A 14483-nucleotide genomic window follows, 5' to 3' on the forward strand; every position below is an offset into this window, starting at 1 on the left:
ACGTTAACCGGCGACCGCAGCGCGGCGACCGACCGCAGCGCGGCCGCAAGCACACCGCAGGGCAAGGGGCGTCGGCCTTCCGCCTGTCCGCTCCCTGGCCAGGGCGTCCTCGGCCCGGGTGTTCCGGACGGCACACGGGTGTCCCGGTCTCCCGGACGGTCCCGGACGCGTTCCACGGATTCGGCACCGGCGTGAAGGGAGTTCGATCACCCGGCAGTGCGCGCGGCCTGCCCGGGCAGCGCGCGCCGCACCATCAGGGCCCGGTGGGCACGCGATCCGGGGCGTCCGCGTCCCGGTGTGTTCCACCTGCCGGCGGCCCGCGCCCGCTCGCGGCGGGACCGGCGCCCGAAGGCTGCCGTCCGGCAAGCGGCAACCAGCAACCACAGACAAGGACTTTCGTCATGCCCGCAGCAAGAATGAGCAGGCTGGCGGCGCTCGCCGCCGGCCTGGCGTTCGCCCTGGCCGGCCCGGTCGTGCCGGCCGGCACGGCGAGCGCGGGGACGCCCCCGCCCCATGCCGCTTCCCACGCGGCGAAGGCGAAGACGCTGCCGCGCCAGGCGGCCTCCGCCGCGGCGGAGGCGACCGTCTCCACCGCCGACAGCGCCCAGCTGAAGACGTGGTGGCACGACAACCACGAGTTCAACACCAGCAGCCCGGTGGCGAGCGACAAGGTGCGGCGGTCGTCGTTCTACGACGTGCAGGTCGCCACCGCCGCGGCGCCGGCGACGAAGTACGACTCGTTCGCCTACATGAGCATCCCGCGCAGCGGGAAGGGCAAGATCGGCTACACCAAGGAGGACGGGGCCGAGTTCTCCGCGTCCGCCAACCTCACCATGAGCTGGTCGTCCTTCCAGTACTCCGCCGACGCGTGGGTCGACGTCTCGCTCAGGACGGGGCAGACCATCTCGTCGGCCGACCAGGTCAGGATCAGGCCCAGCAGCCTGAACTTCACCAAGGAACTGGTCGACGGCGACACCGTCCGCATCAAGGTCCCCTACGACGCGACGGGCTACCGGTTCTCCGTGGAGTTCGAGCCGCAGCTGTACACGGCCTACAACGACATGTCGGGCCCCGCGACCGACGCCGGCAAGCTCACCACGCAGGGCGGCGGCGGCAACCGCGCCGTCCACACCGAGCCCCGCAACTCCATGATGATCTTCGCGGAGCCGGCTCCGGCCGGCGCGGAGAAGGACCGGCTGATCCCGACGGCGGCCTCGGGCAGCATTCACTACCCGCAGCAGGGCCGGGTCACCCACCTCAACACGATCAGCGAGGAGATCGTGTACTTCCGGCCCGGCACCTACTACATGACCTCCAAGTACCACGCCCTGCTGCCCAAGCAGGTCAAGTGGGTCTACCTGGCCCCGGGCGCGTACGTGAAGGGCGCCATCCGCTTCCCCGACGACAGCCAGGGCCTGTACAAGGTGACCGGCTACGGCGTGCTCTCCGGTGAGCAGTACGTCTACGAGGCGGACACCAACAACAACTACGACCACCTCTCGGGCGCCTCCAACTGCCACGCCAGCTGCGTGAAGATGCTGCAGTTCCAGTCCGCGCAGGGCCGCCAGCAGCACCTGGACCTGCAGGGCGTGACCGTCAACGAGCCGCCGTACCACTCCTTCGTGGTCTACGGCGACGAGCAGACCTTCAGCATGCGGGTCGACAACTACAAGCAGGTCGGCTCCTGGTACTGGCAGACCGACGGGATCGAGCTGTACCGCGGCAGCACCATGAAGAACACGTTCTTCAACGCCAACGACGACGTGCTGAAGATGTACCACAGCGACGTCAGCATCGATAACACCGTCATCTGGAAGAACGAGAACGGCCCCGTCATCCAGTGGGGCTGGACGCCGCGCAACATCGACAACGTCCGCGTGAGCAACACCCACGTCATCCACAACCGGATGTACTGGAAGGACGTCAAGTACAACACCTGCATCCTCAACTCCTCCTCGCACTGGGAGGACATGGGCTCGACCACCAAGGCCGACCCGAACGCGTGGGTGAGGAACATGACCTTCGAGAACATCACCGTCGAGGGCATGACCAACTGCGCGATCCGCGTCTTCGCCCTCTCCAGCACCGAGAACATCCACGTCAAGAACCTGAGGATCGACGCCTGGAGCCAGCTCGACCCGTCCTCCCAGGTCAGCCTCCTCAAGCGGTACACCAACTCCGCCGGCCAGAAGGTGACCCTCGGCAACGAGACCGGTGACAGCCGGGGCCTGAAGCTGGAGAACTACACCGTCGGCGGCACCGTCATCAGCAAGTCCGGCACCAACTGGGCCGCCGACAAGCTCGGCCGGATCGGCTTCGACGCCGAGACCTGGGACAACTGGAACGCCTGGGGAGCGGGCGGCACCAACCCCGACCCCGACCCGGTCACCGGCGGGAAGATCGTCAACGGCGCGACCTCCAAGTGCGTCGACCGCGCCGGCGGCTCCACCGCCAACGGCACCGCCGTCCAGCAGTGGACCTGCGCCAACGCCGCCTCGATGACCTGGACTCTCGACGGACAGCAGCTGAAGTCCGGCGGCAAGTGCCTCGACGTCGAAGGCGGTTACACCGCCAACGGCACCAAGGTGCACCTGTGGGACTGCGGCACGTGGGACAGCCAGAAGTGGGCCTTCCAGTCCGACGGCACGCTGAAGAACCTCAAGTCCGGACGCTGCCTGGACATCCAGGGCCAGAGCACCGCCGACGGCGCCCGTCTGCACCTGTGGGACTGCGGCGGCTGGGCCAGCCAGAAGTGGACCCTCACCACCTGACCCTCCCCGGTGGCCGCCGGCGATCCCCCCTGCCGGCGGCCACCCGGTCCCTCATCCCCCGCCGCAGAAAGGGCACACCGTGGAGACACCCACCAGGTGCCAGGGCCCGGTTCTGGGCCTGTTCCGGATCGTGCTCGGGCTGCTGTTCGCCTGCCACGGAGCGGCCACGCTCTTCGACGTCCTCGGCGGAGGCCACGGGCAGCCGCCCGGCACCGGCGAGTGGCCCGGGTGGTGGGCGGCGGTGATCCAGCTGGCCGGCGGCTCCCTCGTCCTGCTCGGACTGGCCACACGGCCGGCCGCCGTCCTGTGCTCCGGCTCCATGGCCTACGCCTACTTCGTCCACCACCAGCCGGACGCACTGTTCCCCCTGGAGAACGGCGGTGAGCCGGCCGCTCTCTTCTGCTGGGCCTTCCTGCTCATCGCCGCCCTCGGCCCCGGCCGGTGGTCCCTGACCGACCTGCCGGTCCTCACCGCACACCGCAAGCAGCCCGGGCGAAAGGAGGTGAGCGACGCCCCCGGAACCTGAACCCGCCCCGCAGTCTGTCATGCACACGTAAATCATGGGTCGTTCCGGCCTGTGATCCCCCGAGACACCCGGAGGAAGAGCACCATGAACCGCGTACCCGCAACCGCGGCCGGCCGCACCGCACTGGGCGCCGCCGTCCTGGCCACCGGCCTGCTCGGCGTGTTCGTCCAAGCGCCCACGGCCTCCGCGCACGGCACGGTGATCGCCCCCGAGACCCGCAACTACGGCTGCCTGCAGCGGTGGGGCTACAACGAGCCGAACGAGGCCCAGGACCCCATGTGCTACCGCACCTACCACGAGAACCCGAACGCCATCGGGGCGTGGAAGGCCGTCTACGCCAACAACACCGGGGACAACTACAAGCAGGTCATCCCCGACGGCCAGATCTGCAGCGCCGGCGGCCAGGGCGAGACGAACTACCGGCCGCTGGACCGCCCCGGTCCGTGGAAGACGACCGACATCGGCGCCGACTTCACCGTCGACCTCTACGACGAGGCCCGGCACGGCGCGGACTGGCTCGAGGTCTACGTCACCAAGCAGGGCTTCAACCCGGAGTACCAGCTGATCGGCTGGAACGACCTCGAGCTGGTGAAGCGGACCGGCCGCTACCCCTACCAGGCGCACTACGTCACGGACGTCAGCACCTCCGGCTACAGCGGACGGCACGTCGTGGTCACCGTCTGGAAGGCGTCCCACATGGACCAGAAGTACTTCCTGTGCAGCGACGTCAACTTCGGCTGACACCGGCGCGACGCAGCTGAGCCGGCACACCGGCCCCGCGAGGCGCACACCTCGCGGGGCCTTCCCCCCTCTCACCGGCCGGCCGCCGATGCCGGGTCACCTCACGGAGGCTTCCTGCCGAACCGGGGGATACGGAGAGCCGAGTGCGATCACGTCCGCCGGGAGCCGCGTGTGCAGCTCGGGCATGTCCCTCACGCGGCTGCCCGGGTGCGGGAAGCCAGTTCGGGGAAGGCGCCCTCCCACACGGTGCGCACGGTACGACCGACAAGGGTGCGCAGCACGGGACGGCCCGAAGGCTGCCCCGCGCCTTGCCCGAGGGCAGCGCCCTCGGGGGCGTCCGCCCGGCCGGGGACGGGAGGGAGGGGACGCCTCAGCTGTCGTGGACGCGGACGATGCCCGGTTCGGCCCGGGGGGCGTAGTACTCGGTGAAGAGCTTGCCGACCAGTTCGCCGCGGCTGGAGACGCCGACCTTCTCGAAGACCGCCTTGACGTAGTCGCGGACGGTGTGCGGCGACAGGTGGAGCTGCTGGGCGATCTGGCCGGTGGACAGCCCGCGGGCGATGCACTGGGTCACCTCCGTCTCCCGCTCGGTCAGCTCGTAGGCGTCCACGATGAGGGGGACGACCTCGGAGGTCTTCGCCGGTTCGATCACCACGGCCGAGGGGCCGAGCGAGCCGTCCGCCTCGCGCAGGCAGGAGGCGTGGCACACCAGCCAGCGGCCGCTGCGGGCGCGGACCCGCACCCGGGCGTGTCCCCGGTCGCGTTCCTGGGCGATGGCGCGGGCCTTCAGCGCCGTGGACTGGATCCAGGCCGGCACCCGCATGCCGGAGGCCGTGCGGACGGCCGGGCCCTCGGGCAGGTCGTCGAGGTGGGCGAGGGCGTCGTCGTTGGCGGACAGCAGCGCGCCGGCCGCGTCGAAGAGCAGCAGGCCGGGGCCGTGCCGGGTGTCGGGCAGGCACTGCGGGACCGTCCCGGCGAACGAGCGCAGCTTCCTGGCCAGCGGGGTGATCAGGCTCTCGACCAGCTTGGTCTCGGCCGCCGCGAACGCCGGGCGGCCCTTCTCGCGGAAGAGGCTGATGTGTCCGTGCGGGCGGCCGCCGACGCGCAGCACCGCCCGTAACTCGTCCTGGAGGCCGCGCGGCTTCATGAAGGACTGGTACAGGCTGCTGCGCGCGGGCAGGTCGCCGGTCGTCTCGCGCAGTCCGGCCACCGGCCGTTCGGCCTGGGCCAGGTCGCGGAAGAGGTTGACGTTCTCGGTGAACAGCTCGCACTCCCAGTAGACGGCGCAGCCCTGTTCGTCGAGGTTCTCGGCGCGGATGGGGGCGGCCATCATCCCGGTCTGCGGGTCCGTGACCCGCCAGACCGCGGCGTCGTACGGCATGAGCCTGCGCAGGTGGTGCGATGCCTCGGCGAACATGCCGAGCGGATCGGTGCTGCGCGCGGCGCGGTCGAGGAGTTCGGTGCGTCCGGTGTCGACCCGGGTCGGATATGCACTGGTCACTGCTCGATCGTCCCAGATCCCCCTGCCCCGGCCAACCCCGCACTTGAGGGGGTCCGCGTTCCCGGCGGGGGCGAACTCCCCCTCGAATGCGGGGATGAAATGCCGCGGGCGGATCTGGAAAGGTGGCGCGCGGAACGAGGCGGTCCGGGCGGGCCGCCCGTGCCCGATCACGTTCCGTCCGCGCACTCCAGGACCGGGAGCCGACCTGAGCATGAAAGTGGGAATCATCGGGGCGGGCGAAATGGGCAGGGCGATGGCTCGGCGGGCGGCGATCGCCGGCGCGTCCGTGCTGTTGGCCGACCGCGACATCGCGCGGGCCCGGAAGGTGGCGAAGGATGCTTCCGCCGGAACTCCCGGGGTCGTCGTGGCCGCCACCGCCCGGGTTTCCTTTCAGCCAGATTTCGTCATTCTCGCGGCGCCGCGCGCGGAGTCCCTGGAAGCCCTGCGGACCAGGGCGGACAGGCTCGCGGGCAAGATTCTCGTGGAGGTCACCGCACCGCACGAGCGGACCGGCGCGAGCCGTATGCGCGATCTTGTCGGCCTCGCCCCGCAGGCGCGCTGGGTCAGGGCTTGTCCTGCCGGGGACGCCGCGTCGATCTACCGCGGGGAGCTGGACGGGCAGCCCGTCGACGTCTTTGTGGCCTCGGACGACGAGACGGCCAAAGTTCTCATGGTCGAGTTGGTCAATCGTTCAGGATTAAGAGCATTGGATGCAGGGGGCCTCGACCGGGCCCGCCTGCTGGATGAAATGGTGCGACTGGGGAGGGAAATAAGCCACCAGCTCGCTGCTGCGGAAGGGTGGGGACTAAAGTTCCTGCCGAGCTGGTGAGCTACGGAGAGGCGGCGACTCCGTATCGCCGCCCCGGAGAGCGGGGGGATCATGACAAATAATCCTTCTTTTCTTGCGCTCGGTCCTCTGGTTGTGCATGGAGTGAACGGGGAGGTGAAACTCAGCGGCGACCGGCAGCGCATTCTGCTCACCATGCTGCTGCTGGAAAGCAATCGGGTCATCGAGGTGGAGCGTCTGATACGAGCCATCTGGGACGACTCGCCGCCGGTGACCGCGCGCAGCCAGATACGCATCTGTATTTCCTCCTTGCGCCGGCAATTCGCCCATGGTGATGTGTCCGCCACGATCGAGACCCACAAGACCGGATACCAGCTGCGGGTCTGCGACGACGGCATCGACCTGTACCGTTTCGCGCGGCTTCTCGCGCAGGCCCGGATCGAGGCCCGCACCGGGCCGCCGGGCGACGCGGTCCGGCTGTTCCGCGAGGCCCTGGCGCTGTGGCGCGGGCCGCTGGGCGCGGGTCTGGGCAGCCCGCTGCTGGACAGCGTGGCCCTGAAGTACCACGAGGACTACCACTCCGCCCTCGAGGACTGCTTCGAACTGGAGCTGCGCCTGGGCTATCACCGGCGGATCCTCGGCGAGCTCACCCACCACGTGACCGAGCACCCCTTCCGGGAGACGCTGATCGCGCAGTTGATGATCGCCCTGTTCCAGTCCGGGCGCACCGCGGACGCGCTGGCGCTGTTCCGCGCCACCCGGCGCCGTTTCAGCGAGGAGCTGGGCATCGAGCCCGGTGAGCGGCTGCGGGCGCTGGAGCGGCTCATCCTGGGCGGCTCCGAGGCCCGCACCCGCTCCGAGGAGTGGCAGGACCTGCTGTTCGGCACCGCCGCCCCGGCGGACGGTCCGCTCCCGCGCCGCCCGCTGCTGCCCTCCCCCTCAATTTAGGGAGGCGGCGGCGGACGACTCCCTCTCCGGCTGGGGATGGCCCGGCTTTCCGGCGGCGGAAAGACTCGGTGCCGTCGACGGTCGCGGCCCGCGCCCCTGGGGCCGCACGCACAGAGAGGGACTGGCCCGTGACCAACTCAGCGCAGCACCACCCCGACGTCGAGGACAGCGCGGTGGACCGCCTCGTCGGCCGGGTGAAGGGCGAGGTGCTCCTGCCCGGCGACCCGGGCTACGACGCCGAGCTGGCCGGCTTCAACGAGATCGCCCGGCACCGCCCCGCCCTGGTCGTTGCGGCGGTCCACGCCGAGGACGTGGTCGCCGCGGTCCGCTTCGCGCGCGAGCGGCGGCTCGCCGTCGGCGTCCAGGCCACCGGTCACGGCATCGCCGCCCCCGACGAGCACACGGTGCTGATCAGCACCCGGCGGATGAACACCGTGGCCGTCGACCCGGCGTCGCGGACCGCCCGCGCCGAGGCCGGCGCCCAGTGGCACCAGGTCATCGCGGCCGCCGCCCCCCACCACCTCGCCCCCCTCAACGGCTCCTCCCCGCTGGTCGGCGTCGTCGGCTACACCCTGGGCGGCGGCCTGGGACCGCTGGGCCGCCAGTACGGCTACGCGGCCGACCACGTGACCCGGTTCGACATCGTCACCGCCGACGGGCGGCACCGCACCGTCACCGCCGACGCGGACCCCGACCTGTTCTGGGCTGTGCGGGGCGGCAAGGGCAACTTCGGCGTCGTCACCGCGCTGGAGTTCGCGCTGATGCCGGTGCGCCGGCTCTACGGCGGCGGGCTGTACTTCCCGGGCGAATCGGCCGCCGCGCTGCTGCGCACCTGGCGGGACTGGACCCGGCAGGCGCCCGAGGCCATGACCTCGTCGCTGGCCCTGCTGCGGCTGCCCGGCCTGCCCGGGGTGCCGGACCACCCCGCCGGACGGCTCGCGGTCCACGTCCGGATCGCCTTCACCGGGCCGGCCGAGGAGGGCGAGCGCCTGGTGCGCCCGCTGCGGGAGGCCGGCCCGGTGCTGGCCGACACCGTCGCCGAGATGCCGTACACCTCGGTGGCCGACATCCACCAGGATCCGACCGAGCCGCTGCCCTACCACGAGCGCAACATCGTGCTGCGGGACCTCGACGACGCGGCGCTGGCCAGGCTGCTGGAGGTGGCCGGGCCGGACGCGGACTGCACCGACCCGATGGTCGAGGTGCGGCAGTTGGGCGGAGCGCTGTCCCGGCCGCCGGCCGTGCCCAACGCCGTCGGCAGCCGCGACGGGGCCTTCACCCTGTCGACCCTCTGCCTGCCCGGCTCCCCGGACCGGGTCCTCGCCCCCCTGTCGGGCTGGGGCACGGGCCGCCGGTACCTCAACTTCCTCGCCGGCCCCGACACCGCCGGCGCCGCCGCGGACTGCTACGACGAGCCGACCCGCGCCCGCCTGACCCTGCTGAAGGAGCGGTACGACCCGGAGAACCTGTTCCGCCGCGGCCACGCCCTGAAGCCGGGGCCGGCCTGAGCCCTCCGGGCCACACGGCCCGCGCGACCCTCACGACCCGCACAGCCCGCACGGCCCGCCGCGACGCCGGCCCCACCTCCGCGCCGCCCGCCGCCCGCCCGCCGGCTCCGCTGCCGCGCCCGCCCGGCACCACACCCGCGGGCCCCCGTACGCCACCGGCCGTCGCCCCGGCACCCGCACCGGTGCCGCCGCCCCCGTGCCCCGGGCACCCGCCCGTCTGCCAGAGAGGACCTCCCATGACCACAGAGCAGGCCGTGCCCGCCACGGCCGATCACACCGCCGCGCTCAGCGCCCGTTCCGCGGGGCTGCGGTACGGCGCCCTGTTCGGGCCGGCCGTCTTCGGTGTCACCGCGGCCGGTGTCGCCCTGCCCGACGTCGCCCGGGCGCTGGACGCCACGCCGGCGGCCGCCGCCTGGGTGCTGACCGCGCACGCCCTCGCGCTCGGCGTCGGCACGGCCCTGTTCGGGCGGCTCGCCGACTCCCGGGGCATCCGCGCCTCCCTGCTGCTGGGCTCGCTCGTGCTCGCCGTCGGCACGGTGATCTGCCTGGCGGCGCCGGACATCACCACCTTGGTGGCGGGCCGTTTCGTGCTGGCCGCCGGTTCCGGCGCCATGACCTCGGGCGCGCTGGCGCTGTCGGCGTCGGCCGCGCCGGCCGACCGGCCCCAGGTGCTCGGCGGGTTCGGCGCGACCATGGCGGTCTTCTCCGCCAGCGCGACCCTCGCCGGCGGCGTGTTCACCCAGTGGGTGACCTGGCGCATCACCCTGGTGCTGCCCGCGCTGTCGCTGCTCGCGGTGCCGCTGTGCCTGCGCGCCGCGGCCGCCCGCAAGGGCAGCGGCCGCGCGCTGGACCTGCCCGGCGCCCTGCTGCTGACGGTCGCGGCGATGTCGTTCCTGGTGCTGATCCAGTCGTACGCGCTGGGGCTGTCCGCCGTGCCCGTGATCGGGCTCGCCGTGGCCCTGCTGGTGTCGGGGGCGGGGCTGCTGCTGCGGGTCCGCGCGGTGCAGGCGTCCTTCGTGCCGCGCCGGCTCGTCACGGACGGCGCGTTCCTGCGCGCGTCGGCGACCGGCATCGGGGTCTACGCCGGTCTGTTCGCCGCGATGTACGCCGTGCCGCAGATCCTGGTCGGCGAGCACGGCTGGAGCGTGCTGGCGGTGGGCGCGTGGCTGCTGCCCGGCGCGGCCGTCGGCGCGGTGCTCTCCCGGACGGCGGGCAGGCTGACCGGCGGCCGGGGCGGCAGCCTGCTGCTGAGCGGCATCGCCGCGGCCATGGCGGTGGTGCTGGCGCTCTGCGCCGTCCCGGACCACCCCGCGCCTGCGGTGATCGGCGCCTCCCTCGGCTTCGCCGCGTTCGCGGTCACCCAGGTCATCACCACCGCCCTGATGTCCGCGCGGATCGAACCCGCCCTGCGCGGCGGCGCGATGGGCCTGCTCAACCTGACCTTCTTCGTCGGCGGCGGGGTGGGCAGCGCCACGGCGGGCGCCCTGGTGAAGTCGATGTCCCTGACCGACCTGCTCGCCGTCGTCGCCGTCTTCCCGCTCGTGGGGGCCCTGGCCGCGCTGACCCTGGGCCGGCGCGACGGCTGACCGCCGCCCTGCGCCCCGGCGCCCGCCGCCCCGGCGTCCGCGGTGCCGAGCGGCGCGCCCCGGCGGCAAAAAACAGTGGCGATACAGCAGTGATAGGCGCCGGCCGAAGGATGAACCCGTCGGCGCCTGTCCGTGTCGAGGAGCTGTTGAGGAGCTCATCCAGCCATGACCACACCTGTCACGAACACCGCATTCGATGCGCACATACGCAAGTCGATGGCCTGGCACTTCGGGGAGGACACCGGTTCGGCGTTCTGGCTCGCCAAGCGCGCCGCGCTCGGCTTCGACCCGGTCACCGAGATACACGGACTGGCCGACCTGACCCGGTTCCCCGACGTGAGCGCCGAGCTGCGCGAGGTCCCCGTCCGCGACCTGATCCCGCGCGGCCTGGGCGACAAACCGTTCCGGGTCTACGACTCCGGCGGCACCACCGGATCGCCCAAGCGGATCGTGGACGGCGGCTACCGCGCGCGGATGCTGGTGTGGGCGCGGCAGCGGCTGATCGAGGCCGGGGTGCCCGCCGAGGGCGACTGGCTGCACCTGGGCCCCAGCGGCCCGCACGTCATCGGCTACGACGTCTCCCGCTACGCCGCACTCGGCAACGGCCTCTTCCACACGGTCGACCTGGACCCGCGCTGGGTGAAGCGGCTGCTCGCCCAGGGCCGGGAGGCCGACGCCGACGAGTACGTGCAGCACCTGCTGGACCAGGCGGAGACCATCCTGGCCACCCAGGAGGTGACGGTCCTCAACACCACTCCCCCGCTGCTGGAGGCCATCTGCGCCCGGCCCGCGCTGCACGAGGCGGTCCGCGGCACGGTCCGCGCGATCATCTGGGCGGGCACCTCGATCAGCGCCGAGGACCTGCGCCAGCTCGACGAGGTGTTCTTCCCGGAGGCGACGGTCGTGGGCATCTACGGCAACAGCCTGATGGGCGTGGCCCCGCAGCGGCCGCCCGTCCCCGGCGACACGCACCGCTGCGTGTTCGAACCGTTCCCGGACACCACCCGCCTGGAGCTGGTGGACGACGAGGGCCGCCCGGTCGGCCCCGGCGAACGCGGACGGGTGCGGCTGCACCTGGTGAGCGAGGAGATGTTCCTGCCCAACGTGCTGGAACGGGACAGCGCGATCCGCGTGCCCGCCCGGGCCGGCTCCCCGGTGGACGGTCTCGCGGACGTGCAGACGTTCAGCAGGCTGGACGACGTGCGGGTGATCGAGGGGGTCTACTGATGACGAGCCCGCTGACCGTCGACCCCGTGGTCTGCGGCCGGACCGTGTCCAGCGGTGACCGGACGCGGCTGCCGGACGTGCGCGGCGGCGACCTCGCCGACGTGGGGACCGCGTCGCGCCTGATGGCGCTGGCCGCGCTGCGGGAGCTGCGCGAGCACGCCGACGGGCGGCCGCCCGGCGAGGACGTCTTCGTGCGCGCCGCCGAGCTGTTCGCCACGGCGACGCTTGAGGACGAGAGCCCCCGCGAGTACGCCGAGCGGGTGGCGCACGCGACCGGCCTGACCGCGGCGGCGATCGCCCAGTCGGTCGCCGACCTGACCGCCGAGCTGCGCGAACTGCCCGAGACGACCGCCGCGGAACTGCCGTCCACCGGCTTCGGGCAGGGCTTCGAGACCCGCTGGGTGCCGCGCGGCCGGGTCTTCGCCGCGGTGATGGCGAGCAACCACCCGGTGCCCAACGTGACCTGGGCGCAGGCGCTGTTCCACGGCTACAGCGTGGCCGTCAAGCCCGGCAGCCGCGATCCCTTCTCGGCCCGGCGGCTGATGCGGGCGCTGCTGGCGGCCGGACTGCCCGCGCACAAGGTGGCGTATCTGCCCGCGTCCCACCAGACCGGCGAGTTCCTGCTGCGGGAGGCCGACCGCGGGATCGTCTACGGCGGGGACAGCGCGGTGCGGCGGTGGCAGGGCCAGGAGTCGGTGGCGGTGCGCGGGCCGGGCCGCACCAAGGCGTTCCTGGACGTCGATCCGGACGACGCGGTGATCGGGCATCTGGCGCTGTCGGCGTCCTTCGACGGCGGCACCCGCTGCACCAACCTGTCCGCCGTGCTCACCACCCGCCCGGTCGACCGGGTGGCCGAACAGCTGGCCCGGCGGCTCGCGGCGCTGCCGTCGCTGCCCGCGACGCAGCGGGACGCCACACTGCTGGTCGCGGACCGGGAGCGGGCCGAGCGGATCCGCGGGCAGCTCGACGCGGTGCGGGCGGGCCTGGTCGACCACTCGGCGCGGGTGGACGGCACGGGTCCTGTCGTCGAGCTGGCGGACGGCTCGTTCGTGCTGCGGCCCGTGGTGCTCGCCGCCGACCGGGCGGACCATCCGGCGGTCGGGGTGGAGCTGCCGTTCCCGTTCGTCGTCGTCGCCCCGTGGACCGAGGCGGACGGCGTGGCGCCGCTGCGCGACTCGCTCGTGCTGAACCTGCTGACCGACCGCGCGGAACTGGTGGAGGCGGCGGTGCGGGAGCCGAGCGTGCGCAAGGTGACCCGCGGAACCGTCCTGCCGTGGACGGCCGTGCCCGGCATCCCGCACGACGACAACTACACCCAGTTCCTGCTGGAGCCGAAGGGCGTGGTGGTGTCCGGCGCGGGCTTGTCCGCCGCCTGAGCCCGCCCCGCACACCTCCGCCCGCCCGCCTCTTCTCCGGTTTTCCGTCCCCCGCATGCAGCACACCCACCGAAAGGTCATGATCATGACAATAGAACGCCGTGAGATGGTCAAGCTCACCGCGGGCGCCGCCCTGGTCGCCGCGGCCGCCGCCGTCCCCTTCGCCACCGGCGCCGCCGGCTCCCACCCGTCCGGCACCGGGGCCGCCGCCGGGCAGGCCGGGACCGGCGCCGCCGGCGACGAGTACACCGAGCGGTACCAGGGCCGCACCATCCGCATCGCGTCCGCCGCGGCCGGCGGCGGGGTGTTCATCGACGGCCGTCCGCTGCACCTGATGAAGTTCGCGGACGACGCCTACCTCAGCTCCATGTGCCACTACGAGATGGCGCCCACCCCGCTGCACGCCGCCCGCCGCGCCGTCGAGGAACTGCGCGGCGCGGCCCTGCTGCCCGCCGCGCCCGGCACCCACTCCCACGTCACCACGGTCTGAGCGGACCGCCCCCGCCCTTCCCCACCCCTTTTTTTGCGAACGGGACCCGTCATGGTGCACATCCGCAAGAACCACCTGGACATGACCGCCGAGGAGAAGCGCCGCTTCGTCAACGCGGTCCTCGAGATCAAGCGCAGAGGAATCTACGACAAGTTCGTCGACCTGCACATACGCATCAACTCCCGCGACTACCTCGACAAGGAGACCGGCAAGCGGCTCGGCCACATCAACCCCGGCTTCCTGCCCTGGCACCGGCAGTACCTGATGCGCTTCGAGCGGGAACTGCAGAAGGTCGACCCGCGCGTCACCCTGCCCTACTGGGACTGGACCACCGACCACGGCGAGGACTCCCCGCTGTGGGACGAGGAGTTCATGGGCGGCAACGGCCGCCCGGGCGACCGCCGGGTGATGACCGGCCCGTTCGCCCGGGACAACGGCTGGATCCTCAACGTCAGCGTGGTGCCCGTCGGCGACGAACACCCCGCCCTCAACGGCAACTACACCCACGACGACCGCGACTACCTCGTCCGCGACATGGGCACCCTGACCGACAGGCTGCCCACGCCCAAGGAGCTGGAGGACACCCTCGACCTGCCGGTCTACGACTGCCCGCCGTGGAACCACACCGCCGGCGGCGAGGCCCCGTACAACAGCTTCCGCAACCACCTGGAGGGCTACACCAAGTTCCCCTGGGAGGAGAAGGTCGGCAAGCTGCACGCGGCCGGACACGTCTGGGTGGGCGGTCACATGATGTACATCGGCTCGCCCAACGACCCGGTCTTCTTCCTCAACCACTGCATGATCGACCGGTGCTGGGCCCTGTGGCAGGAGCGCCACCCCGACGTGCCGCACTACCTGCCGCTGGAGGACACCCAGGACGTCCCCGACATCGACACCCCGCTGGGCCCCTGGCACACCATGACGCCGCGGGACCTCATCGACCACACCAAGTGGTACCGGTACGACAAGTAGGCCGTCCGGCGGCGCCGGACCGGGGTGCAGGACCCGCCCCCGGTCCGGCG

At 72.3% G+C, this 14483-nt stretch carries 12 protein-coding genes; 11 read left to right on the top strand and 1 reads right to left on the bottom strand.

All coding sequences use genetic code 11. From position 1 onward, the window contains the following. Window positions 1–401 precede the first annotated feature (401 nt). The 3 genes from ABZY13_RS18650 to ABZY13_RS18660 all read left to right on the top strand — a co-directional run bounded on the left by ABZY13_RS18650 (window position 402) and on the right by ABZY13_RS18660 (window position 4038). Window positions 402–2771 (top strand): family 49 glycosyl hydrolase, encoded by a 2370-nt coding sequence (locus tag ABZY13_RS18650; RefSeq protein ID WP_356631960.1) that lies wholly within the window; start codon window positions 402–404, stop codon window positions 2769–2771. A 79-nt stretch (window positions 2772–2850) separates the two neighbouring features. Further along, window positions 2851–3297, top strand: coding sequence for a DoxX family protein (locus ABZY13_RS18655; RefSeq protein WP_356631962.1), 447 nt, complete (start codon window positions 2851–2853; stop codon window positions 3295–3297). Between the two features lie 84 nt (window positions 3298–3381). Continuing rightward, window positions 3382–4038 (top strand): lytic polysaccharide monooxygenase auxiliary activity family 9 protein, encoded by a 657-nt coding sequence (locus ABZY13_RS18660; RefSeq protein ID WP_356631964.1) that lies wholly within the window; start codon window positions 3382–3384, stop codon window positions 4036–4038. A gap of 370 nt (window positions 4039–4408) precedes the next feature. Here the strand turns inward: ABZY13_RS18660 and ABZY13_RS18665 are convergent, their stop codons facing one another. Beyond that, a complete protein-coding gene (locus tag ABZY13_RS18665) occupies window positions 4409–5539 on the bottom strand; it encodes a LuxR C-terminal-related transcriptional regulator (RefSeq protein ID WP_356631966.1) in 1131 nt (376 codons plus the stop codon). A gap of 211 nt (window positions 5540–5750) precedes the next feature. On the opposite strand from ABZY13_RS18665, the gene ABZY13_RS18670 reads away from it, so the two are divergent. The 8 genes from ABZY13_RS18670 (at window position 5751) to griF (ending at window position 14433) form a co-directional block, all read left to right on the top strand. Next, entirely contained in the window at window positions 5751–6368 is a 618-nt protein-coding gene (locus ABZY13_RS18670) for an NAD(P)-binding domain-containing protein (protein WP_356631968.1), read from the top strand. 114 nt (window positions 6369–6482) lie between these two features. Further along, window positions 6483–7274, top strand: a complete 792-nt coding sequence (locus tag ABZY13_RS18675; protein ID WP_356631970.1) for an AfsR/SARP family transcriptional regulator — start codon at window positions 6483–6485, stop codon at window positions 7272–7274. A gap of 128 nt (window positions 7275–7402) precedes the next feature. Further along, window positions 7403–8782 (top strand): FAD-binding oxidoreductase, encoded by a 1380-nt coding sequence (locus ABZY13_RS18680; RefSeq protein WP_356631972.1) that lies wholly within the window; start codon window positions 7403–7405, stop codon window positions 8780–8782. Window positions 8783–9018: 236 nt separating this feature from the next. Further along, window positions 9019–10368, top strand: a complete 1350-nt coding sequence (locus tag ABZY13_RS18685; protein ID WP_356631974.1) for an MFS transporter — start codon at window positions 9019–9021, stop codon at window positions 10366–10368. 165 nt (window positions 10369–10533) lie between these two features. Continuing rightward, window positions 10534–11595, top strand: coding sequence for an AMP-binding protein (locus ABZY13_RS18690; protein ID WP_356631976.1), 1062 nt, complete (start codon window positions 10534–10536; stop codon window positions 11593–11595). Further along, window positions 11595–12971 (top strand): aldehyde dehydrogenase family protein, encoded by a 1377-nt coding sequence (locus ABZY13_RS18695; protein WP_356631978.1) that lies wholly within the window; start codon window positions 11595–11597, stop codon window positions 12969–12971. The genes ABZY13_RS18690 and ABZY13_RS18695 overlap by 1 nt, the downstream gene beginning before the upstream one ends. Window positions 12972–13056: 85 nt before the next feature. Beyond that, window positions 13057–13461, top strand: coding sequence for a tyrosinase family oxidase copper chaperone (locus ABZY13_RS18700; protein WP_356631980.1), 405 nt, complete (start codon window positions 13057–13059; stop codon window positions 13459–13461). Window positions 13462–13512: 51 nt separating this feature from the next. Beyond that, a complete protein-coding gene (gene griF / locus ABZY13_RS18705) occupies window positions 13513–14433 on the top strand; it encodes a grixazone synthase (RefSeq protein ID WP_356631982.1) in 921 nt (306 codons plus the stop codon). Window positions 14434–14483 lie beyond the last annotated feature (50 nt).

This window comes from Streptomyces sp. NPDC006610 (genome assembly GCF_040611575.1).
Taxonomy (GTDB): domain Bacteria; phylum Actinomycetota; class Actinomycetes; order Streptomycetales; family Streptomycetaceae; genus Streptomyces.